Annotated in this window: 17 protein-coding genes; 11 read left to right on the top strand and 6 right to left on the bottom strand. The window is 48.8% G+C overall.

Going from position 1 to position 21836, the window contains the following annotated elements; all coding sequences use genetic code 11:
- The first annotated feature begins 2 nt into the window (after positions 1-2).
- From HMPREF9442_RS14905 to HMPREF9442_RS14860, 9 genes are all read left to right on the top strand, one after another.
- On the top strand, positions 3-1181 hold the full coding sequence (locus HMPREF9442_RS14905; RefSeq protein ID WP_008630232.1) for a hypothetical protein: 1179 nt from the start codon (positions 3-5) through the stop codon (positions 1179-1181).
- Between the two features lie 3 nt (positions 1182-1184).
- Complete coding sequence (locus HMPREF9442_RS14900) at positions 1185-2234, top strand: type 1 periplasmic-binding domain-containing protein (protein WP_008630230.1); 1050 nt, start codon at positions 1185-1187, stop codon at positions 2232-2234.
- The gene (locus HMPREF9442_RS14895; RefSeq protein WP_008630228.1) at positions 2215-4356 is read left to right on the top strand and encodes a C13 family peptidase; all 2142 of its coding nucleotides are present in this window, start codon (positions 2215-2217) and stop codon (positions 4354-4356) included. Before HMPREF9442_RS14900 ends, HMPREF9442_RS14895 begins: the two co-directional genes overlap by 20 nt.
- A gap of 135 nt (positions 4357-4491) precedes the next feature.
- Complete coding sequence (locus HMPREF9442_RS14890; protein WP_172634418.1) at positions 4492-5364, top strand: OmpA/MotB family protein; 873 nt, start codon at positions 4492-4494, stop codon at positions 5362-5364.
- A gap of 179 nt (positions 5365-5543) precedes the next feature.
- On the top strand, positions 5544-7889 hold the full coding sequence (locus tag HMPREF9442_RS14885) for an endonuclease I family protein (RefSeq protein WP_008630223.1): 2346 nt from the start codon (positions 5544-5546) through the stop codon (positions 7887-7889).
- Between the two features lie 224 nt (positions 7890-8113).
- The gene (locus tag HMPREF9442_RS14875; protein ID WP_008630221.1) at positions 8114-8722 is read left to right on the top strand and encodes a DJ-1/PfpI family protein; all 609 of its coding nucleotides are present in this window, start codon (positions 8114-8116) and stop codon (positions 8720-8722) included.
- 28 nt (positions 8723-8750) lie between these two features.
- The gene (gene truA, locus HMPREF9442_RS14870) at positions 8751-9521 is read left to right on the top strand and encodes a tRNA pseudouridine(38-40) synthase TruA (RefSeq protein ID WP_008630220.1); all 771 of its coding nucleotides are present in this window, start codon (positions 8751-8753) and stop codon (positions 9519-9521) included.
- Positions 9522-9547: 26 nt separating this feature from the next.
- A complete protein-coding gene (locus tag HMPREF9442_RS14865) occupies positions 9548-10465 on the top strand; it encodes a DMT family transporter (protein ID WP_008630219.1) in 918 nt (305 codons plus the stop codon).
- An 85-nt stretch (positions 10466-10550) separates the two neighbouring features.
- Positions 10551-11186, top strand: coding sequence for a DUF3256 family protein (locus tag HMPREF9442_RS14860; RefSeq protein ID WP_008630218.1), 636 nt, complete (start codon positions 10551-10553; stop codon positions 11184-11186).
- Positions 11187-11463: 277 nt separating this feature from the next.
- On the opposite strand, the gene HMPREF9442_RS14855 is transcribed toward HMPREF9442_RS14860, so the two are convergent.
- From HMPREF9442_RS14855 to HMPREF9442_RS14835, 5 genes are all read right to left on the bottom strand, one after another.
- Positions 11464-11715 carry a type B 50S ribosomal protein L31 gene (locus HMPREF9442_RS14855; RefSeq protein ID WP_008630214.1) on the bottom strand — a complete coding sequence of 84 codons (252 nt, stop codon included), beginning with the start codon at positions 11713-11715 and terminating at the stop codon, positions 11464-11466.
- A 124-nt stretch (positions 11716-11839) separates the two neighbouring features.
- A complete protein-coding gene (locus tag HMPREF9442_RS14850; RefSeq protein WP_008630212.1) occupies positions 11840-12760 on the bottom strand; it encodes a DNA/RNA non-specific endonuclease in 921 nt (306 codons plus the stop codon).
- A 76-nt stretch (positions 12761-12836) separates the two neighbouring features.
- Positions 12837-14879, bottom strand: a complete 2043-nt coding sequence (locus HMPREF9442_RS16485; protein ID WP_008630204.1) for a DUF6359 domain-containing protein — start codon at positions 14877-14879, stop codon at positions 12837-12839.
- A 29-nt stretch (positions 14880-14908) separates the two neighbouring features.
- On the bottom strand, positions 14909-15718 hold the full coding sequence (locus HMPREF9442_RS14840; RefSeq protein WP_008630203.1) for a DUF5689 domain-containing protein: 810 nt from the start codon (positions 15716-15718) through the stop codon (positions 14909-14911).
- A gap of 22 nt (positions 15719-15740) precedes the next feature.
- Positions 15741-18299 (bottom strand): TonB-dependent receptor, encoded by a 2559-nt coding sequence (locus tag HMPREF9442_RS14835; RefSeq protein WP_008630202.1) that lies wholly within the window; start codon positions 18297-18299, stop codon positions 15741-15743.
- Positions 18300-18454: 155 nt separating this feature from the next.
- Here HMPREF9442_RS14835 and HMPREF9442_RS14830 point away from each other — a divergent pair, with 155 nt between their 5' ends.
- Positions 18455-19501 (top strand): endonuclease/exonuclease/phosphatase family protein, encoded by a 1047-nt coding sequence (locus HMPREF9442_RS14830; protein ID WP_008630201.1) that lies wholly within the window; start codon positions 18455-18457, stop codon positions 19499-19501.
- Between the two features lie 155 nt (positions 19502-19656).
- Positions 19657-20655: a class II fructose-bisphosphate aldolase gene (locus HMPREF9442_RS14825; RefSeq protein ID WP_008630200.1), complete on the top strand. Its 999-nt coding sequence runs from the start codon at positions 19657-19659 to the stop codon at positions 20653-20655.
- An 80-nt stretch (positions 20656-20735) separates the two neighbouring features.
- Here HMPREF9442_RS14825 and HMPREF9442_RS14820 read toward each other — a convergent pair whose 3' ends face one another.
- Positions 20736-21815: a DUF4831 family protein gene (locus tag HMPREF9442_RS14820; RefSeq protein ID WP_008630199.1), complete on the bottom strand. Its 1080-nt coding sequence runs from the start codon at positions 21813-21815 to the stop codon at positions 20736-20738.
- Between the last annotated feature and the right edge of the window lie 21 nt (positions 21816-21836).

Genomic DNA, 21836 nt, shown 5'->3' with positions numbered 1-21836 from the left:
ATATGAGAATCTGGCATTATTTTGAGATAGTTTGTTATGTGGTAATCGGACTTGGACTGTTTGTTTCCTGTAATGAAGAGGAAGAAGTGGGGAAAGGGGATGAAACTTCACAGGAAGGTAAAGACCCATTGGTACCCACCCCCGAGGGGGAACGCTTTATGAAGGCGCAACAAATCATCAAAAACCTATGCGAGGTGGACAGCGTGAATGGGAGTGCCACTTATGATTTTAAGATAGGAGAGGTGCTTGATGTGACGAGGCCTACGGAATTCAGCGTGGGCATGGACGACTTGGAAGAAGCCACGGAGTTTTTCCGTTCTTCCATATTGGGGACTACGAATGAGCCTGTAGACCTCAACGGGGTGTTGGAAGTGGATTTACAAGAACAGGGAAGCCTTGTTTTTGCTCCAGGTGGCGATAATGGGGCGTTGGCTACATTAACCATCAATTTGGTGGATTTGCCTGTAATGACCAAGTTGTATTTCATACCTGCCACGCTGTGGCCCGACAATGCCAGTTCGCCTTATGCCAAAGGTAATATTTTGTATGACAAAATAGATAACCGTTATTATGTCTGTATTGCCAGTTATGACACCGGGAGGGACGGAGTCTTGTTTACCTTGGACGGAGGTTGGTCTTATGATAGTAATGATGATAAGGATGAAATGGCTACTGATGGTGGTAAGGTTGTTAATTATTACAATGTCCCTTCTGAGGCGGATTTTAATTCATTGTATGATTATTATACTACCAAGCATGATGATTTGTTGGCTCGCCTGCTGTTGGCTTTTCCTGACTATACGGAAGCAGGGTGTTTCCATAATAGGAAAAGCACAGAAAAAACTTCCACACGTCCACATAAAATGGATGAAGCTTACAAAGATGTGTTGTCCGGTTCGGATTGGCAGAGGGATGATTTTGACAACAAAATGCGCGAAAAAGGGTTTCATATGACCACGACAGTGAAGGAATATTGGGCGTGGTTTGAATATTGGCATGAGTATTGGTTCTATGGTTACAGGTTAAAGAATGTAGGAGGACAGTTTGGAGAAAAATACCAGTTGCAATATATAGATACACAAGAATACAACGTCCCAGGAGTATATTTGTTGTTGTGTTCCATGAGGCACTTTAGTTATGGGGCGTTTGACAATAACCGTTATGAGCTTAAACGCAGGTGATGTATGAGAAAGAATCTGCATAGGCTATTGTGGCTTGTTTGGGGCGGATGCTTTTTGGTGGCCTGTTCGGGAGATGAAACCTGGCGACCGGACGATGTTTCTTTAGGGTTGGAAAAGTGGAGGCTTACCTTGATTTGCAGTCCCAATGGATTGGGAGACAACGGATATAATGACAAGATATTCGAAGGCGTGTGCCGTTTCCTCGATGTATATGGCGATGAGGTGGAGTTCCATTTGAAGACCCCCTTGTCCATTGACGCGGCTTTGCAGGATTACGAGGACTGGTTGGCGGAGCCGGAGAAAGAGGGGAAGAACGACCTGTTGGTGTTGGCCGGAAGCGAATACCGTGATTTTCCCTCCCTGAAAGGAGGGCCGCTTGGCCATCGAAAAGTCTTGCTGTTCGAGACGAAAGGGGGGGACTATCCTGTAGGGGTATATACGTTCAATCTTTCCATGTATGGTGTAAGCTATTGGGCTGGAAGTGTGGTTGGACTGTCTTCCGGGGATTCCGAACTGTTGGATTCCACATTGGTGTTGGCCGCCATGCCTGATGAACCGGTGTTGGAAGAAGCCATCAGGGGCTATTCGGATGGATTTTATGCCCAAGGCGGTCGTTTTTGCCGTACTTGTTATTTGGCTGACGGTTATGAAGGTTTTGCCATGCCCGACAGTGCTTACCGTATGTTGGACCGGATAGGCGAGGGTTATTGGATGGTATATCCTTTGTTGGGCGGGTCGGCTGCCGGGGTGTACCGGTATTCCCGTGAGGTGCTTTGGACACCGACCATCGGGATGGATGTGGATTGCTCTTCCATCACTACGGCCGTGTTCTTTTCGGTCATCCGTAAGATGGACGGGGTGATGGAGATGTATTTGGGGGATTGGGTGGCAGGCAAAGAATGGCCTGTGAGCCAGACGTTAGGTCTGTCTTCCGGTTGGGTGGACATCGTGGTCAGTCCCAGATTGTCGGATAATAATATGGCCACGATGGTAGAGGCTTGCCGCACGGAGGCCGTTGAAAAAGATAAGGAATATGAAACTTCAAAGCATTAAATATGGCATCCTTGCACTGGCATGCGGGCTGTGCGGTGCTTGCGAGGACGAACCTGCCGTACAAGGCAGCGGGGCAGAGGTGAAAGAATACCGCGTGGCCGTGGTCATGCCCGGTGAGAACCAAAGCCGTTGGGAGAGAGTCGTATCTTGGGCCATGGAGGATTTGGAAAAGGCTCAAAGGGGATTGTCCCGGAAAGTGAAGCTCAAAGTGGAGTGGAAAGATGAAAATGCTCCTGATTTGGAGGACTATCTGAAGGCTGTGGCTGCCGATTCGGACGTGGCAGCCGTGATAGGACCTTATCATTCATCGTCAGCCCGTATGGCTTCCGCCTGTTGCGGGGCACGACGTAAGACTTTGATACTCCCAACAGCCTCGTCCGTGGAATTGCAACGTAGTTGTGCAGGAAAGGATTTCCTGTGGGCTTTGTCCGAATCGGACATAGGCCAGTGTGAGGTGATGCTGACCCAGGCGTTGATGGACGGGGCTGAAAATGTGTATCTCCTTTCCCGTGAAGATGACTATGGGCAAAGTTTTATAGATTGGTTTACTTTCCAGGCTGTAGAATTGGGATTGATGTCACAAGGTAATTATACCTATTCCACACCGGAGGACATGGTCGTGGCTTTGGATAAGATTAATGCGCGTTTCGAGGATTTAAGGCATGACGATGTATTCCAGACTTTGCTTTTCGCACCGTCCCGTACGGAAGATGCCGTGTGGTTGGACAGTTTGGTGCGGATTCATCCTGAATGGAAACTGAGGGGTATCAATTTGATTTGCTCAGACATGGTTTATGCTCCGACCTTGTCAGGACGTTTGACTTCGGGGCTGAATTGGGGAGGAATGGCTTTGGCGGCTGATCCTGTTTCCGGTTTTCCCACAGTTTATCAGGTGAAATATGGGGATGAACCCTTGAATGGCGAGTCCCATCTGTATGACGCACTGGTCTTCTTGGCTTATGGTCTGACGGCCCTGCAATGGGAGCCGGAGTCTGGCCTGAATGAGGCTCTGAAGCGTGTGGTAGACGGGCGTGCGGCCTATGATGGCGGTTGGATGGCAGATGACATGCGGCAGGCTTTTGCTTTGTTGCAATCAGGTGTTTATCCGAATCTGGTGGGCGTGACCGGCAGTTGGGATTTCGATGAGGAGAAATATACTTCCGTCCTTCATTCCACTTATGCACATTGGAGTTATACGCCGGAAGACGGTTTCCATACGTGGGATTATTTGTCTACGGACGGCAGCAGGCGGACTTCTTCCACACTGGCCGGATGGAACTGGGCGGCATCCCGGATGGAGAGTTTTGACGAAAACGCGATAGATCCCGCATATCCTTCCTTACGGCATAATTGGTGCGTTTTGGTGGCGGCTTCCGAAGGTTGGGCGAATTACCGTCATCAGGCGGATGTGTATGCCATGTACCAGTTGATGAAACGTCACGGTTATGATGACGACCATATCATTTTGGTGGCGGAGGATGACATTGCCTGGAATCCCAAGAATTTGTATCCGGGAGTAGTCCGCGTGCACCGGGATGGTGGGAATGTGTATGACGGGATACGCATTGATTACCGTTTGGATGATTTGAAACCGGAAGATTTGGAGGCTATCCTTGCGGGGGAGGCCGGAGGCCGTACGCCTTATGTGGTGACGGGAGACGAACATACCAATGTTTTCCTGTTTTGGAGCGGGCATGGTGTGTATAATGGGTTGAATTGGGGAGAAGGATATGAGATGTTGCGGGGACAGCAGTTGGGTAAGATGATACGGAAGGCTTATGAGCGTGGGAACTATCGGAAAATGTTCGTGGCTTTGGAGGCTTGTTACGGGGGGAGTATGGCCGAAGCTTGCAAAGGGATTCCCGGTGTCGTGTTCATGACAGCGGCCAATGCCGGTGAGACCTCGAAAGCCGACGTGCAGGATTATGAAATGAACATCTGGCTTTCCAATGGTTTTACCCGTGCTTTTCAGGAGACGATTGATGCCAATCCTTCGATTTCCTTGCGTGATTTGTATTACAAGTTGGCTCGCAACACTGTGGGTTCCCATGTGTCGGTCTACAATGAAGCCCTTTATGGGAACATATTCCGGAATACCATGTCTGAGTATCTGCGCGAATAATTGCAAGTTGTATTTTCTTAAAAAATAGTGGGAAATCTTATACTTATATAATAAGGAAAATGGATTCGTCTGAATTTGCGTAAATTGCGGTCGTTTTTATTATAAATACGGATAAACTTTAAAAAATATATGGTTATGAACAAATCGATTCTTATGTTTTCTTTCCTCTCGGGAACTTTGGTGTTTTCGAGTTGTGTGACGAAGAAACAGTATGCGCAGTTACAGACGGACTATAACAAATTGGACAAGTCCTTTCAGGATACGAAAATGAAACTGGTGGCTTGCGGTACGAAATCCAAGAGTTTAGAGGAGCGTTTGGCCGAGGCGCAGAAGGCGAACGACGAGCTGAAAGCTTCATACGCAGCCTTGCAAGGTTCGTTGGACAAGAGTATCCAACAGAATTCTCAAGGCAATGTGAATATCTCGAAGTTGGTAGACGAAATCAATGCTTCCAATAAGTTTATCAAACAGTTGGTGGAGGCAAAGGATAAGTCAGACTCTTTGAATATGGTGCTGACCAACAACTTGACACGTTCGCTGAGCCGTGAGGAAATGAAAGATGTGGATGTACAGGTGTTGAAAGGCGTAGTTTATATATCTTTGGCAGACAATATGCTGTATAAGTCGGGTAGTTATGAAATTAGCGAGCGCGCTGGTGAGACATTGAGCAAGATTGCCAAAATCATCATGGATTACAAGGAGTATGAGGTGCTGATTGAGGGTAATACGGATACCGATCCTATTTCGCGTCCTAATATCCGCAACAACTGGGACTTGAGTACATTGCGTGCATCCTCTGTGGTTCAGGCTTTGCAAAATACATACGGGGTGGATCCAAAGCGTTTGACGGCTGCAGGACGGGGGGAGTATAACCCTGTGGCTTCCAATGACACTCCGGAGGGCAAGATGCGTAACCGCCGGACGCAAATCATCATTACGCCAAAGTTGGATCAGTTCATGGAACTTATTGATCAGGCACCGGAGTCAACGGAACCTGTGGCTGAATAAGCTTTGTCGTAAACAAGCGTAAAAACAGCCAAGCCTGAACTTTTATATGGAAAGTTCGGGTTTGGTTGTTTTTTTGTGGAGGACTGTGCCAGATACAGATTTTATATGATTTTTTATGCTGGATTATGCTTGCCGATTATTTTTTATTGTATATTTGTTGTTGAGCAAATCTGATAGTTATGAGGAAGTTACTACTTGAATTCTGGTGCCTTGCGTGCTGTGGGCTGATGGCTTACGGACAGGAGGATTATTACAGGCCGGTGGAAGGGCTGAAGAAGTCGGAGTTGAAAACCGCGCTTCATGAGTTGATACAGCCGGAGAGCGTGTTGGACTATGGCGGGAAGGGCGAAGGTTATACCTGGTCGGGCTTTGTCGTGACCGACCGTATGCCGGACGGAACGGTGCGCGACCGCTACAGTGACGTCGTTCGCGGGTTCAACGGATTGAATGCCGTGGAAGGCATGAACATCGAGCATTCTTTTGCCAACAGTTGGTGGGGGCATACGGTGAACAACGCCTATTGCGATTTGTTTAACCTGTTTCCCAGTGACGGAACGGCCAACGGGAGGAAAAGCAACAACCCGATTGGAGTGGTCACGGAAACGCCCGCTTTCGACAACGGGGTGACCCGTGTCGGGAAATCCGCGTCTTATCGTGCGGATTCGTTGATTACGGTATGGGAACCGGCAGATGAGTGGAAAGGAGATTTTGCACGTACTTACTTCTATATGGCTACTTGTTATGAGGATTACGCTGATTTGTGGCAGACGACAGAAGGTTTGTTGATGGTTGAGAAAAACCGTTATCCGACTTTGCGGCCTTGGGTGAGCAACCTATTGTTAGCGTGGAGCGAAGCCGACCCTGTGGACGACGTGGAACGTGAGCGTAACGAAGCCGTGTCCGGTATTCAGGGAAACCGTAATCCCTTTGTGGATTATCCGCAGTTGGCCTCTTATATTTGGGGAGACAGTACGGATTATGCTTTTTATATCGACCGCACATCCACGAACCCCGAGTTGTTTGTGCCCGGAGAAGGGGAGACGGTGGATTTCGGTCTGCAAGCCTTGTCCAAGGGATTGGAGGGCCGTTTGACCATTCGGGGGCGTAACCTACCCGGAGGACTGGTTTTGGATTTCGGGCAGTCCGGTTTTGAGGCGGACAAGACACAGCTGACGGAAGACGAAATCGTCCGGGGTGTGACCTTGACGGTACGTTGCCGTACTGCCGAAGCCGGGGTGCACGAGGCTGTACTCCTGTTGAAAGGCGACGGTTTCGAGCACCGGAATCCCCTGAGGGTAGAGTATGTGGACGGTATTCCTGCCTATCCGGCCCGTGATGTGGTTTGTACGGTGAATGCCCAACGATTTACGGCTTCGTGGATGGACATGGGAGAGGGATTGGATTACACGTTGGCTGTCTATACGAAGGATGAGAGTGGACAACAGCAGATGCTTGAAGGCTATCCCAAAACATTGACAGGCGTTTCCGCCACAGTGGAAGGGCTACTTCCCGCTACGACTTATTATTATACGGTAAGCCTTCCGGACGGAGAGGGCGGAGAGGCGATGGTTTCCAACGAGGTGGAAGTCCGTATGCCGGAGGTCACGCCTGTGTTTACGGCCGATGCTTCTGAATTGCATTTCACGTCTGTGCCCGGACGGGTTTCTTTCCCGCAGACAGTGACGGTCACGGCTTTAGGCGTAGACCAATATGTGACCACAGCCACGGTAGAGGCTCCGTTTGAAGTGAGTGAAGACGGTAAGGAATGGAGTACAAAGGCATCTGTGGAAGGCACGGAACAACGTCTCATGGTGCGCATGGGGGCAATGCCTGAGGAAGGGATGACAGAAGGCGAAATGGTGCTGTCCACTCCAGGGGCGGAAGACATCATCGTGAGCCTTTCGGGAGAGGTGGATCAGAAAAAGGCATTTTTCGAGACCTTCGAGACCGGTTTTAAAAACAGTTATAAGGAAGGCCAGGTGACGTGTGTGGCCGCGCAGTGGCGGATGGCGCAGACCTTGATAGGAGGTTTGGCGGACGACAGGAAAAACGATGATTGGAGCGTGCGTATGCAGGCCAAATCTGGTGTCACGACAGAATTGGAGATGATGGAGGATAAGACGGAGGGTTGCGACTCTTTGTGGTTCTATGCCGGGCTGTATGGTGAGAAGGATACGGGCGTAAAGCTCAGTGTGGACTATTCTTTGGATGGGGGGATGACGTGGCTGCCTGTGGCAAAGGATATAGCTTTCAACAAAGGAGAGTGGAAGCGTTACGGTTACAAATTGGACGTAGACGGGCTTGTGCGGTTGAAGTTCAGCGTGACGGGAACCTCTTCGAAGCGAATCAACGTGGACGACATACAGATGAGCGATTACGGTACGGGCGACGGTGTGCGGCAAATCCGGGTGGAGAATCCCGACGAGTGGGTGGATGTGTACACTTTGGGCGGCATTTGGCTACGTAAGGCTAAGCGTAAAGATGCGTTGAAGGGTTTGAGGCCGGATTATTATATTGTGAAATAAACACATACCGGCATGATACATTGGAGCAATACGTAGCGAGTCAGCCAAAGTGGCGTTTCGTTACGTATTGTTCTTTTGGGTACAAAGCTCATGAGAAAGAGGAGAAATAAAACTGCCACTGTTTTTATTTCATTGAAAAGGAGTAAAAAGAGTCTCTTGTCGTTCTGCATAAACTGCATTTTTCGTACTTTTGCAGAAATACAGTTGAACGAAAATACGACTATATGAATAAGGAAGTCCTATATGTCCTTTTGCCCGATTATGCGGCACATGAGATGGTATATCTTTCAGAAGCCATTGCTTCCGACGAGTTTGCCTTGAAAGAGAACCCGAAATATGTTAATAAAGTTGTGGCTCCGACTTTAGAGCCGGTAAAGTCGATAGGCGGATTCCGAGTCATACCGGATTATTCATTTGACACGATGCCTGAAGACTATGCGGCGTTGGTGCTGATTGGCGGTTTCGGATGGACTACACCGGTTGCAGAGAAAGTCGCACCGATTGTCGGTAAGGCCATTGAGGCAGGCAAGGTGGTAGGGGCGATATGTAATGCCGCATCGTTCATGGCTAAATGTGGTTTCCTTAATCATGTCCGGCACACCGGGAATGGTTTGGAGCAACTTAAGCTTTGGGGAGGAGACCATTATACCCATTTCGAAGGTTACGTCCATACGCCGGCAGTCAGTGATAATAGGATTGTAACAGCCAACGGTTCTGCAACGCTTGAATTTGCCAAAGAACTTCTTCTGTTGCTTGAAAACGATACGCCGGAACGTATCGAAATGTACTATCAATTTAACAAGCAAGGGTTTTGTGACTTGTTCCCGCAATAACCTTGGCTTTGTGAAAGTGTTCAGACGGATGCAAAGATATTTTCTATATTTGGCTTATGACGGCACGAGTTACCACGGTTGGCAGATTCAGCCCAACGGTATCAGTGTGCAAGAGGTGTTGCAGAAAGCTTTGGCCACCCTCTTGCGGCAGCCCGTGTCCATCACAGGAGCGGGACGGACGGATACCGGAGTACACGCCCGGATGATGGTGGCTCATTTCGATTTCGAGTATGCCGATGACCCTGTGCGACGGATTGACGGAAGGTGGCTGACGGACAAGCTCAACCGCCTGTTGCCGCCGGATATCTCCATTTACAAGACGGTGCCTGTGGCAGCCGATGCACATGCCCGTTTCGATGCCTTGTCGCGCACCTACCATTATTACCTGCATTTCGGCAAGTCCCCGTTCTTGCGGGCTTATTCCTGCCGTCTGTACCAGATGCTCGATTTTGGGAAGATGAACGAAGCTGCTGCTGCATTGTTCGATTATACCGATTTCACCAGTTTCAGCAAAGTGAATACCGATACGAAGACCAACAACTGCCGTATCATGCAAGCCCGTTGGACGGAGCTTGCGCCAGGCGAATGGCGTTTTGAAATCCAGGCGGATCGTTTTTTGCGCAACATGGTGCGTGCCATCGTCGGTACGCTCGTCGAAGTGGGGCGGGGCAAGCTTACGCCGGAAGGCTTTCGGGCGGTGATAGAAGGAAAAGACCGTTGCCGTGCGGGAGAGTCCATGCCGGGGAACGCCCTCTTCTTGGTGGATGTGGCCTATCCGGACAAATGTTTCATGGTATAGAGTAGAAACGGAAAAGAAAGAGATATATGTGGTTGATTCTGGCGTTTACTTCCGCCGCCCTGTTGGGCTTTTACGATGTGTTCAAGAAAAAGTCGTTGAGAGGCAATGCTGTGATTCCCGTCTTGTTTCTCAATACATTGTTTTGCAGCCTTATCTTCCTGCCGTTCATTCTCGGTTCGGCATGGGGAATGACGGACACCGGCAGCTTGTTTTATATCCCCCCGACCGACTGGGGGGCGCAGAAGTACATCCTGTTGAAGTCCTGCATCGTGCTTTCTTCATGGATATTCGGTTATTTCGGCATGAAGCATTTGCCGTTGACGATAGTGGGGCCCATCAATGCCACACGCCCCGTCATGGTGCTCGTCGGTGCGCTGTTGGTCTTCGGCGAGCGGTTGAACCTTTATCAGTGGGCGGGTGTGGCCTTGGCTGTGCTGTCGTTCTTCATGTTGAGCCGGAGCGGCAAGAAAGAAGGTATCGACTTCCGGCATGACAAGTGGATTTATTTCATCGTCTTGGCCAGTGTGCTCGGAGCCGTGAGCGGCTTGTACGACAAATATCTGATGGCCTCGCCGGAGAATGGGGGAGTGGGGTTGGATCGCATGGTGGTGCAGAGTTATTATAATCTCTACCAGTTGGCGATGATGGGCGTCATGATGCTTCTGTTATGGTGGCCGCGCAGGAAGCAGACCACGCCTTTCCGGTGGGATTGGTGCATCCTTCCGATTTCGCTCTTCCTGTCGGCGGCAGACTTCGTTTACTTTTATGCACTCAGCCTGGACGGTGCCATGATTTCCATTGTCTCCATGGTACGCCGCGGCAGTGTAATCGTTTCGTTCCTTTTCGGAGCCATGGTTTTCCGCGAGAAGAACTTGCAGAGCAAGGCCGTGGACTTGGTGTTGGTCTTGCTCGGGATGGTGTTCCTTTATTTGGGTTCCCGTTAACGTGAAGAGATGTTATTAATAAGGTGTGAGGTGCGGAATGTCGATAAAAATGACTAAGTTTGTGCCCGTAAAATAAAATGGATGTATGAAACGTTTTTTACCTCTTGTCATAACGTTGGCATTGGGACAGGCTCTTCAGGCGCAGAAGATGCGCGACGTGTTTGCCGCCATGCCCGACAGCGTGTTGGGCATCATGACGAAAAATAACCGTTTGGATTGTATCGACTTCATCGAGAACACCATGGCCGCCAAAGTGCACAACCGGTTCGATGGCGACACGGAACTGAAAGCTCTCACGGTGGACTATCTCGAATTGCAGCTGACAAAGAATTGCCGGGTGGAGATGAAGCTTTTGCCGTCGGCGGACACGTTGTATTATATTTGTGTGGCACGTACTTATTCCGGACCGATGGCAGAGACGAAGGTAGCCCTTTACACACCGGATTGGGAAACATTGCCTGAAGAGAAATGGATGTCCCGTCCGGTGTATGCCGATTTTTGGGAAACGAACGATTCGGTGGACAAGGAGGAAGTGGCACGTCTGCAGCATTTGCAGGACATGCGCTTTGTGACGGCTTCCCTGCAACCGGACGATATGCGGCTGACTTTTGTTTTGCAGCCCGGCGAGGTGGATAAGGATGAGGCGGAGCGTATGAAGAAAGTTTTACGTCCTGTCGTGTATGGGTGGCAAGGTAAGCGGTTTGTACGAGTTGAAGATTAAAATATTGTATTTTAGCTGATTATATCTTTTAGGAAAAATCTGCGCCAAACGGAAATTTGTTTGGCTGTGATTGATTTTTCGTTCTGCTGTGATTGATTTTTCATTTGGCGCAGAATGAAATCACGGTCTTTTGAAGCCTATTCCTCAGGGGTAGGAAATGGCGAAAAAATGCGACTTCATTCTGCGGTGTGTCTCCTTTCTGTGCAAAAGAAAACGGTGTGGAAACTGTTGTCACCACACCGTTTTTTATCTTTTCGATAAAATATGGAATCCCGATTTATTTGCGGCTCTTTCCGTAGCGGCTCATGAACTTGTCTACGCGACCTGCCGTGTCCACCAACTTGCTCTTGCCTGTGTAGAAAGGGTGAGAGCTACTGGAAATTTCAATTTTCACTACCGGATAGGTTTCGCCTTCAAATTCTATGGTCTCGCTCGTTTTGCAAGTAGAACGTGAAAGGAACATGTCGCCGTTGCTCATGTCCTTGAACACTACGGGACGATAATTCTCAGGATGGATATCTTTCTTCATTGTCTTATAATTTTTTGTCAGTTCAACTTATAGTTGGTAACTATATGTGTAATGGTCTGATTTACGAGGTGCAAAGTTAAGCCTTTTATTCAGAACCACCAAACTTTCTGCGGAATATTTTCGGCTATAATCCGTTCCAACTTTCTATATTATAAGTTTGTTCTACAGGTGTCTCTATCCGGTCGGGCAGGTTGCAGAAGAAGTCGATGCCCGTTTTCTCTTCCAGTTCGTCGATGCTTACGGCCCAACTACGCAGGTCGGGGTTACCGCCATACGACTTGTGTTCCACCCAAAATCCGATGGCCTTGTAAGTGTTTTGTCCACCTGCGTATTTCTTGCAAAGCAAGGCCATGAAATAATACTTCGGGACGGGCATTCCGCTTCGGGTGTATGCTTTAATCTGGCCGTCGAGAATCGTGCCGCCTTTCACGACGAAGAGCGTGTCACGAAAGGAACTGTTGCGCCCCCAGTTTTGTACCTGACCTTCCAAGTCCACCCAGTCGTCCTGGTTGAACCGTCCCATTTGCGGACTCATGTTGGACAGGTAAAAGGTTTGCCCGTTGGCATCTTTGGAGAACAGCCGGTCGGCCGAGGCGCAAAGGTGCCCCCGGTTGTAGCTGCTTCCCCGGTAGTCTTCCAGTTCCGTGCGCTCTCCGGCCGGAATATCCGGGTCGGCTTGGAAGGGATCCCCCTCCCATACGGTGCCGTTCCATTCTGTGCCTTTCCAGTTGTTGCGGTTCCAGGAAGTGCCCGCCGTTGTATTGGTAAAAATGAAAGCCACCCAACGTGAATGCTTTTTTTCTTTATGCCAATCTACGGTGTAGTTCAATACTCGCGTACCATTGTAGGTCACGTAATGGGAATAAATGTCGCCTGTCTGGTCGTCCAACCTCGGCATCTCGAGATTGGCTGCATTGGGGATGACCGAAGGGTTGGCGTTTTGGTTCGTGGTGTCGCCTGAGGCTCCATCGGAAGAGTCGTCGTTGCAGGCGGTAAAGATAAGGGCTGCGGTTAACAAACCGGATAAGATGGCTATTCTTTTCATTGTTCCTGTTTTAAGATGGACAGAGGATGTGTCTGAAAGGACACATCCTCTGTTTCTGATTGGATGATTATTTACTTTATTTGACGGCTACGTTTTTTATTTCCCACGTTAAAGTCTCGTCACCGTCGGCATTTTTGTATTTGAAGGCCAAATGAGCCTGTGCGCCAATGGCCGGTAGCGTGGCTTGCGCGTCGCTGAAAGCCCATCCGGATTCTGCCGGATAGTTGATGGTCACTTGTGTCCATGTGGCAGTTGTCACGTCACCGGAATAGTTATTGGATACCCATACGGTGTAAAGTTGGCTGGCGTTGTCCATACTCTTGTTATAAGGGCCGAAAGCTTGCTCGAAAGTCAGTGTTCTTGCTTTACCCAGATCGATAGCCGGTGAAATCAGCCAGTCTTCGTTTTTTACAGACGTTCCGTTGGCATAAGCCGACATTTTCATGCATTTGTATTGGGTGTCTGCGTTCCAGGCTTGTTCTCCGGTGATGTCGGCTGTGGTAAAGCTACCGATGCCGTTAGCAAAACTTTCGGAGAAAATGGCATCTCCCGGTTCTTCCGGTTGTTCCGGATTGCCTCCTTCGATGATTCCCCCGTCGTTAGTTTGCAAGGAGAAATCGTCTATGAGGACGCTTTGTCCAGGATTCTTGCCGACCATGACCACCAAGTTTACTGTGGTATTTGCCTCCAATGTGAATTCGTGGGTGGCTTCTACCCATGTATCTTTGGTAATGTCATTAACGTATGCTCCATATTTGTAACTATCTCCTCCGGCAATGCTTCCGTCAGCTTCGTTTACAGCGTATCCTAAACGTATGCTGGCGTTGGCATCTACGGCTTTGAAGTAGGCTTTGATAGCATACGTGCCGGCTTTCAAGGTTATTTCCGTGCTGCCCAGACGCTTGTTCGCATCGGTTGATCCTTCTATCATGGCTGAATAACTTCCTGCATGGGCGTCGGTAGATTGGGTAACGGTGGCATTTCCTGCACTGTTGCTTGACTTCCAACCTGTGGCCACACCGTTTTCCCAAGTTTCAAAGCCACCGTTTTTGAGGAGGTTTTCTCCTTCTATGGGAGGTTCGGGAGCTGTGTCTTCAATCTTTCCTTTAATTACTTCTATTTTCTTTACTTCCCATGTCGAAGATTGAGTATCGCTACAAGTATGTCTCAAAGCAATGCGGACTTTTCCACCCATTAATTCAGCAGGAATAGCTGTTTTCTTATTCTTGAATGTAAAGTCAGAATTGAGTCCTTCTGTATCATACGTTAATTGTGTCCACGTCGCATTGTTTGCATCTCCTGTGTAATTCTTACTGATAAGAATGGAATTGTTAGCATTGAGGTCACCACGTTCATAGTTGATGGCCATGTTAGTAGCGACATACGCTTCTTCAATATGTGACAGGTCTATTTCCGGACCGACAAGGAAGGTTACTCCGGCTTGATTTTCTTTCTCACCGTCTCCATTAAAGTCCTTATATCCCGTAATCATTGCACTGGAATAATCATTATACCATTCAAGAGTTCCAGATGTTGAAATAGAAGTGAAGTCGCCAAGCGATTGTGAAAAGTCTGCGCTGAAGATGGCTTCGCCTGATTCTTCTGGCATGTCACCTATCTCCTGTCCGTCAAGGATGGCGGCAGTAACGGTTTTCACCCCGGCGCTGCCGAAGTACTTCTCCATGGTGCCATAGAGCATGACTTCCTTGCCTAAGTTTTCCGGATGGGCTTGCAGGTTGAGTGCGTTACGTACGTCGCCGCTCGGGAGCTGTACGGCCATACAGTTGTTGATGTCCTTGCTGTCGCCCGAAGTGGCAATCACGATGTTGGTAGTGCCGGCTCCTTCTGTTCCGAATACGATGTCGGAAATCGTGGAAGAAGTATTGTCGCCAGTCGGGATGTAACCTACGATATAGGCTTTTACCCACGCGTAACCGCCGTTTTGGTTCAATGCAGCCCCCTTGATGGTGTAGGGAGATTCTTTGGAACCGGTTCCATATATGCTGTTGGCATCTCCCTTGCCCGGTATGTCGTAAGGAGCAGGGACGTCGTTACATGCCTGGAACAGGAACACGCCTAATGTCAGGCATAATAAGCTGATAAAACTTTTGGTTTTCATATTGTTTCGTTTTTGTTGGTGAATGCTTTTTATTGAATGTCTCTTGAAGTGCGTACGGTGAGTTGCCATTCGCCGTTATATTGGGTGAGTAATCCCGTGACGTCCACTTTTCCCATCTTCATGTAATTCGTGGCGAAGTTGGCGTAAGTGCTGGTGCGGAAAGGAATGTTGGTGTTTCCGACTTTGAGGGTACGGTTTACACCGTTTCCTCCGTCGCCTTCTGCTTCCGGAGCATATTGGGTCAGTCCGTCGGCTTCTACAAATTCCGCATCGTTGATCTTGACAAAGAATGCAGCGTCGGCTTTATTGGCCGAAGAAAGCCAGGCTTCGTCGATTTCCATAGGAACCAGTTCGGGGTAAGATAGGTCTGGTTGGCCGATGACTTTGACATGATCCTTCCATGTGTATTCCGGCATGCGGCCTATCTTGCCTTGGTACAAGGCACCCAACTGGGCCATGGAGCCGTAGCCGCCTACATAAAGCCCTTTGCAGTTGATGGCTATTTTTTGTCCTACGGGCAAGAACGCATACAGTCCGGTGGCGTTTATGCCCACTACTAAAGTACCGCTTCCGTCATTGACATACAGGTTCTTGTAGATGTTGCCGGATTCGTCATCGCCTACTATGACTCCGGAGATGACCAGGTCCTCTTGTACTTCTTCCGCTTTGTTGCTGCTGACGATGCCGGCATATTTTGTCTTTAAGTCGGCGATAGTCGTATTGGCTTCTCCCACGGCGGGATTTCCGTATGTATAATTAGTCGGGTCGTCATGGTGGTCCATACAGCCGGAGAAAACGGCTGCCAACATGGAGACGAGCAATAATTTAATATTTTTCATATTCAAGTTCGTTTTAATGAGGTTAGAAGCGGAATCCTACGTTGAGGAAACCGTTGAGTCCTTGTGCATAGTAATATTTAGAGTGGCGTGAGAACTGGTAAGGACGCTCGCGGCCGTCGTCGTATGCATCATCGCGGTTCTGTTCGTATCCTCCGGTTTTCATGTCCGTATTGTTGGTCACGTTGTTCAGCGTCAGGTTGATGCTCAGAGAGCGGCCCTTTTGCAGGCGGATGTATTTGCCTATGGAAAGGTCGAGCATGAAACCGCCATCGAACTCTTCCTGTCCGGGGATGTTTACGCTTACCTTGTTGCCGTCTTCACCTACGGTCCCGTTCTCACCGGCTGACACACCCAAAACCTTACCTAATCTGCGGTAAGTGGAGAAGTCGATGAATCCGCGGTGGTAGTAGTTACCGTTGATGCTGAAGAACCAGCCTTTCACATTGTAGTCCAGTCCGAGACTGTAGGCAGAGAGCGGAGTTCCGCTTTCTTTCATTCCGTCGATATACACGACATCTTGCGTAGTCTCGCTTTCGTTTTCGTAAGTCAGATTGGCGTTCGGGTTGTTCACATATTCGGCGTTGTTGAATGTGCCCAACGCTTTCAGGGTCAGGTTTGACGTGAGTTTTACGCTGGCAGCCAGTTCTACTCCCATATATTCTTTCTCGACTCCGGTCATCGACAGGTAAGTGTAGCGCGACTCCTGGTCGTTGTAGAACTGGTCGAGTTCGGTCACATTGTTGAAACGCGTGTAGTAGCCGCTGACTTTGAAAGCGAAGATGGGACCGTTGAACGCATAGCTGGCTTCGGCTGTCATTACTTCTTCGTTGGTGAGGTCCGTGGCGAAGTCGTTCTTCAAACGGGGGGCGATGAATGCATTGTAAGGCAACGGTGCATTTTCTTCATATCCAAGCCCGACGTTGAACACGTGTTTGCCTCCGATACGGAACGTTGCCCCGGCCTTGGCTCCGCTTTCCAAGAATTTGGCTGTGCCGCTCTTGCCTTTTGAGTTGTTGGCCGCACGGCCGTTGCGCATCAAACCTTCACGTTCCATGGTCGTTCCGCCCAAACGTCCGGCAAAGAACAAGCTGTAGAAACTCTTGTCGAATTGGTAGTTGGCCCAGACGTTGGCTTTGTTGACGAATATATTATAGTCGTAGCCGAACTTGTCGTCTTCACCAATCAGGCGGTTAGGATTGTCCAAATCGTTTTGAATCATGCTGGAGTTGTAGCCATAGTCGCGCACGGAGAATTTGTCTACGTCCGTGTATTTGTTGGCACCCAACAAATCTTTCATCGTTTTGTAGTGCATACCTTTGGTGGTACTGACATTTACGCCGGCTGTGATATTGCCGTACTTTTCCATGTCGCGTTTCAGGGTGGAACCGAAGTTGAAGGCCATTTGGTCGTTATGACGGTTTTCTACGTAGTATAAGGCTTCGCCCCCTAACGTGTTTTGCTGTGCGTTGGCAAAGTACATGGCGTCCCAGTCAAGTTGGCGGTGGGACTTTGCGCTCGTCCAGTAATTGTATGCGTTCTGCCAAGTTTCCACATCCTCGTCGCTCAACGGTTGGTTGAATACGTTGCCGCTGATTTGTCCGCTTGGTAACTTTTTATAGTAATCCGGACGCGGGTCGGCGGCATTTCCGCTCCATCCCAAAGCGCTGCTAGCGTACATGCTGTATTTTCCGGAGAACGATGTGGACAGCTTGGTTCGTTCGTTGATGTCGAAATCCCAAGTGACAATCGCCGTCGGTTCGAAAGAATTTACCACACGTGCATTACGCTTTTCACCGTTTTGGTAACCCCAGTTCGGGTTGTAGTAATGGTCGTTGGCCAACCAGTAAGCTTCTTCTGTGGAAGAACCCTGTTGGGCGCGTTCAGTGGGAGAACCCCAGGTCGTGAAACTCAAACTATGCCGGTCGTTGAAGCGTTTCTCGAACCCTAACAAGTAACTGAACGAATTGTAGAACGTGCCTTCTACGAATCCTTCATTGGCCCAACGGTAACCGATAGAACCCGTGAAGGCCCATCCGTTGCTCATCAGCCCCGAAGAGTAGGTGTACATGCCTCGTGCACGATAGTTCCGATTGGTTCCGGACAAAGATAATTTGTGGCCTGCGGCGTATTGTCCGGCCCGTACATTAATATTATCCGCTCCTCCCACCGACGTATAGCCGAATTGGTTCATTAGGAAAAACGGGGAGCCTTCACGATTACGGGTCGCGTCGTTCAGTCCTCCGATAGAACTGTAACTGAATACGCCTCGCTCGGCATCATTGAACTGGATGCCGTTGATGAACATGTCGTTGTTGGAGTTCTGATAGGCCCGCAGGCGGAAACGCATGGGGCTGAATAGATAGCCCACTTCAGACAAATACAGGTCGTTGCCGACCCCTGTGATGGCCGAGACGGTCTGGCCCGCATCGTCATCTTCATTGAGTTGCGATTCTGTGAACGAAAAGTCCGCATTCTCGTTCTGTGCCCGTTGTTGGAGCACGGCCAGAGTATCTGCCTGTTGTGCGTGGAGCAAGGCCGACACGAAGAATGCCGATAGAATCAAAGTTGTCTTTTTCCCCATATCTCGTAGATTTATTGTATTGTTGTTACAAAGAAACACATAATTTTCAAATTAAAGCCATCCCGGACTAACTTTTTGCCATTTTTTTTTGGCTCGGTTGCCGAAAAAAGCCATATTTGTAATAGAGAATTAACAAAACGTTAAAAAAACATCTTATGAAACGAATGTTTATGGTTATGGGCTTGTTCGTGTTGCTGTTTACGGCAGCTCGTGCCCAAGAGAAGAAATTCGGCATGTATGCGGTTGGGTTTTATAATCAGGAAAATCTTTTCGACACCATTCATGACGAGGGGAAAAATGATTTCGAGTATCTGCCGGACGGGGCTATGAAATGGAACGGAATGAAGTATTTCGCGAAATTGAAGAACATGGCCACGGTATTGTCGGAGATGGGAACGGACAAGTTGCCCAATGTCGGTGCATCTGTCATCGGAGTGTCTGAGGTTGAGAATAGCCGTGTGATGCAGGATTTGGTGGAACAACCGCCTTTGAAGGCACGTGGAATGAAGTTCGTCCATATCGAGGGACCGGACCGACGTGGCGTAGATTGTGCGCTGATATACAATCCCCGTTTCTTTACACCGGAAAAGTCGTTCCTGCAACCTTATATATATGAGGCAAAGGACAGTGCCTATCATACGCGTGGATTCCTGACCGTACAAGGAAAACTGGCGGGAGATGACGTGGCCTTTATCGTATGCCATTGGCCCAGCCGTGCTGCGGTTTCATATTATAGGGAGCGTGCCGGGAAACAGGTCCGTATGTTGAAAGACAGTATCAGCAAGGCAAACCCGGGAATGAAAATCATTGTGATGGGGGATATGAACGACGATCCTTTCAGTCCGAGTATGGCGAAAGCTTTGGGAGCCAAACGCGAAATGAAAGATGTGGGCGAGTCCGATTTGTATAATCCTTGGTGGAATGTGCTAACTAAAGAAGGACGGGGCACGTTGATGTACGATGGCAAGTGGAATCTTTTCGACCAAATCGTAATGACTCCCAATTTATTGAATTTGGACGGCAAGAAGGATTATTCGACCTTGAAGTTCTTTAAGCATGAGATATTCTCGCGTAATTACCTGTTCCAAACCGAAGGGCGATACAAAGGCAATACCAAGCGTACGCATGCCGGTGGAGTGTGGTTGAACGGTTATAGCGACCACCTTCCGGTTGTGGTATATTTGGTGAAAGAGATGAAATGACACTGCAAGCACTCCCTCGAAACGGTAAAATACGCTTCGGGGGATTTTTTTTGCTTAAAAGATACAGGCGGTAGGTATGGATTTGAAGAAAAATGTCTATCTTTGCCCTACCAAAAAGAGTGAAATGAATTGTTCTTTTTATAAATTATAAAGATATGGTTAATTACAAAGACTTAGGCTTGGTGAACACCAGAGAGATGTTCAAAAAAGCCATTAATGGCGGTTATGCCATTCCTGCTTTCAACTTCAACAACATGGAGCAGATGCAGGCTATCATTCAAGCAGCCGTAGAGACCAAGTCTCCGGTGATCCTTCAGGTTTCTAAGGGTGCCCGTCAGTATGCCAACGCTACATTGTTGCGCTATATGGCTCAGGGTGCTGTTGAATATGCAAAGGAATTGGGTTGCGCCAATCCCCAAATCGTGTTGCACCTTGACCACGGTGATTCTTTCGAGACTTGCAAGAGCTGTATCGATTCAGGTTTCTCTTCTGTGATGATCGACGGTTCTCACCTTCCGTATGACGAGAACGTGGCTTTGACGAAGAAAGTTGTTGAATATGCCCATCAGTTCGACGTAACTGTAGAAGGTGAGTTGGGCGTGTTGGCCGGAGTAGAAGACGACGTTGTGGCTGAACATCACACTTACACTCGTCCTGAAGAAGTGGTTGACTTCGTAACCAAGACCGGTTGCGATTCTTTGGCTATTTCTATCGGTACTTCTCACGGTGCATATAAGTTCAAACCCGAACAGTGCCACGTTGACCCCGCTACAGGCCGTTTGGTTCCTCCTCCTTTGGCATTCGATGTATTGGACGGTGTAATGAAGGAACTTCCGGGCTTCCCCATTGTTCTGCACGGTTCTTCATCTGTTCCTCAGGAAGAAGTAGATACCATCAACAAATACGGTGGCAAGTTGGAAGCAGCTATCGGTATCCCCGAAGACGAATTGCGTAAGGCTGCCAAGAGTGCGGTTTGCAAGATCAATATCGACTCAGACTCTCGTCTGGCTATGACGGCTGCCGTTCGCAAGGTATTTGCTGAGAAGCCGGCAGAGTTCGACCCGCGTAAATATTTGGGTCCGGCTCGCGACAACATGAAGAAATTGTACGAGCACAAGATTGTCAACGTTTTGGGTTCTGACAACAAATTGTAATCCGGTCGTACGGCGTATAAAAGTTAAAGGGCTGCTTTCGGGCAGCCCTTTTTCATGTTTATTGCATGTTTAGTAGGTTTTCAATTTTCCTCGCCGTTGTCCGTCAGTTGTTTGATAGCTCCGTTGCTGGGGTAGAAAGTGACTTGTGTGGTGGTCTTTTTGTCGAAGAGCACATTGCTCAGGATTTCTACATTGCCGAATTGGCCCATGGGGAACTCTCCTTTGCAGAACTCTCTGGAAGCATTGAATACGCTGACCGCCACTCGTTCAGGTACATTATAATATACTCCTTCTTCCATCTTACCTTTCTTTTTGGCAGCCTTTTCGTCCACGACGGGTTGGGGGAGGGTATTCATGTTTTTCAAAGAGAGGTAGACCGGTTCTCCGGATAAATCGTCATTGTCCACTACGCCCAGTTTTTCCGAGAAACGGAACAGCACCATACGGTCTGTGAATTCCGCAGGTGTGAGTTCTATGGTGAAAACCTCCGTACTGGTGTCCACTGTGCCTTTGAACAGTTGTGTAAGAGCGGTTTCCTGCATCGTCAATTGGTCGAGCATCAATTTGAGTTGGGCGCCGTCCTTCGGCATGTTGTCCGCTTCGCCCTTAATCAATGCCGTGCGGCTGTCCCGGATATCGTAGATTTCTTCGGCCGTCAGCTCGGCTATTTTGGCATTGCTTCCGGCTGAAAGGATTTCCTGGTTCATGTAATCTCTGGGATTGAGTCTTTTAGGGGCATCATTTCCTTTCGGTATGGCCGGCAACGGTTCCTCTTCCCCGTCGGTATTGATGGACAGGAGGATGCCTTCGGAAGTGAGGCCTACCAACGGGGCTACGGTTCTCTTTTTAAGCTGTATGCTGTAAACTTTTTGAGGATCGGGTACTCCGTAAGGTACCATATCTATACTTTTTATACTCCACTTCGTGTAAGGTTCCTGAATTATTTGGGATAAACGGAGATAGCGGTCAGCATATTTGCTGAATTCTCCGGGGGTATAGACTTGCTTTTCAGCCACGACGACCAAACGAAGGGCTGTACGGGGCAAGTAATAGGTTACGCCCTCCACCGTGGCACCGGGTACGTACGGGCTTACTTCGGTTTGTGCGACGGCACCGAGTGTGCAAAGCGCCAGTCCGCATAACAGGGTTCTTGCTTTCATAAACTTTATTTTTATCAGTGT

The sequence above is a fragment of the Paraprevotella xylaniphila YIT 11841 genome (assembly GCF_000205165.1).
Taxonomy (GTDB): Bacteria; Bacteroidota; Bacteroidia; order Bacteroidales; family Bacteroidaceae; genus Paraprevotella; species Paraprevotella xylaniphila.
The sequence above is the reverse complement of the archived record's forward strand: the minus strand, read 5'-3'. Positions and strand labels throughout refer to the sequence as shown.

Excerpts from the sequence above, each read along its gene's own strand:
- HMPREF9442_RS14850 (WP_008630212.1), bottom strand. The coding sequence starts at position 12,760 with ATGAAAAGAATAGCCATCTTATCCGGTTTGTTAACCGCAGCCCTTATC.
- HMPREF9442_RS14830 (WP_008630201.1), top strand. The coding sequence starts at position 18,455 with ATGAAACGAATGTTTATGGTTATGGGCTTGTTCGTGTTGCTGTTTACG.
- HMPREF9442_RS14885 (WP_008630223.1), top strand. The coding sequence starts at position 5,544 with ATGAGGAAGTTACTACTTGAATTCTGGTGCCTTGCGTGCTGTGGGCTG.
- HMPREF9442_RS14895 (WP_008630228.1), top strand. The coding sequence starts at position 2,215 with ATGAAACTTCAAAGCATTAAATATGGCATCCTTGCACTGGCATGCGGG.
- truA (WP_008630220.1), top strand. The coding sequence starts at position 8,751 with ATGCAAAGATATTTTCTATATTTGGCTTATGACGGCACGAGTTACCAC.
- HMPREF9442_RS14840 (WP_008630203.1), bottom strand. The coding sequence starts at position 15,718 with ATGAAAAATATTAAATTATTGCTCGTCTCCATGTTGGCAGCCGTTTTC.
- HMPREF9442_RS14855 (WP_008630214.1), bottom strand. The coding sequence starts at position 11,715 with ATGAAGAAAGATATCCATCCTGAGAATTATCGTCCCGTAGTGTTCAAG.
- HMPREF9442_RS14900 (WP_008630230.1), top strand. The coding sequence starts at position 1,185 with ATGAGAAAGAATCTGCATAGGCTATTGTGGCTTGTTTGGGGCGGATGC.
- HMPREF9442_RS14890 (WP_172634418.1), top strand. The coding sequence starts at position 4,492 with ATGAACAAATCGATTCTTATGTTTTCTTTCCTCTCGGGAACTTTGGTG.
- HMPREF9442_RS14835 (WP_008630202.1), bottom strand. The coding sequence starts at position 18,299 with ATGGGGAAAAAGACAACTTTGATTCTATCGGCATTCTTCGTGTCGGCC.
- HMPREF9442_RS14860 (WP_008630218.1), top strand. The coding sequence starts at position 10,551 with ATGAAACGTTTTTTACCTCTTGTCATAACGTTGGCATTGGGACAGGCT.
- HMPREF9442_RS14875 (WP_008630221.1), top strand. The coding sequence starts at position 8,114 with ATGAATAAGGAAGTCCTATATGTCCTTTTGCCCGATTATGCGGCACAT.
- HMPREF9442_RS14825 (WP_008630200.1), top strand. The coding sequence starts at position 19,657 with ATGGTTAATTACAAAGACTTAGGCTTGGTGAACACCAGAGAGATGTTC.
- HMPREF9442_RS14905 (WP_008630232.1), top strand. The coding sequence starts at position 3 with ATGAGAATCTGGCATTATTTTGAGATAGTTTGTTATGTGGTAATCGGA.
- HMPREF9442_RS14865 (WP_008630219.1), top strand. The coding sequence starts at position 9,548 with ATGTGGTTGATTCTGGCGTTTACTTCCGCCGCCCTGTTGGGCTTTTAC.
- HMPREF9442_RS14820 (WP_008630199.1), bottom strand. The coding sequence starts at position 21,815 with ATGAAAGCAAGAACCCTGTTATGCGGACTGGCGCTTTGCACACTCGGT.
- HMPREF9442_RS16485 (WP_008630204.1), bottom strand. The coding sequence starts at position 14,879 with ATGAAAACCAAAAGTTTTATCAGCTTATTATGCCTGACATTAGGCGTG.